This window comes from Vibrio sp. 970 (genome assembly GCF_033339075.1).
The window spans coordinates 1-600 of the sequence record NZ_JAWOTW010000535.1 but is presented as its reverse complement, the minus strand read 5'-3'; the positions used below and the strand labels follow the sequence as shown (position 1 = coordinate 600).

Here is a 600-nt window from a genome sequence, read left to right as displayed (position 1 = left end):
AAAGCCACAAAGAACCTGCGATAGAGCATTGGCTGAGGTTTCTATTTTGGGGTATTGCGTTTAAACTTCAGAGCATCAAATATGAAGAGTAAATAACATGACCCAAGATTACGACCACGAAGAGTATTTAGAAGGCGACGAGATTGAAATCGAAGCGATCGGCATTGATGTTGATGCGCATCCTATCGAACTGTATAAGCTTTTTAAAATCGCAAACTTGGTCAGTGGTGGTGGCGAAGCAAAACATATCATCGAAGAAGGTTATGTTGCGGTGAATGGCGAGCTAGAAACACGTAAACGACGCAAAATGTACGATGGTGACTTTTTTGAGTTTAACCAAGAATACTATGTGGTGGTTTGTGACGCGCCAGTGACAGAACCAGAAACGGCAGAACAAAAAGCGGAAAAGAAAGCGAAGAAAGAAACGCAATCTACTCGTAAAGAGAAGTCTCGCCAAAGCAAGCCGCCTAAAGCGAAAGGCACAGGACCTAAATCAACGGGTCGTAAAGCGGCACATAAAGAGCGCAAAGCACAAAAAGAAGCGCTGTCTCAATCTGCTAAGAAAGGCAAGAAAGAAGACAAACCACAAGCAACGCGTGA

General features: G+C 43.7%; 1 protein-coding gene. It reads left to right on the top strand.

Annotated elements, in window-relative coordinates; genetic code table 11:
• Positions 1 to 97: 97 nt before the first annotated feature.
• Positions 98 to 600 (top strand): RNA-binding S4 domain-containing protein (locus tag R7Q11_RS27715; protein ID WP_225467177.1); only part of this gene is annotated, 503 nt, incomplete at its 3' end.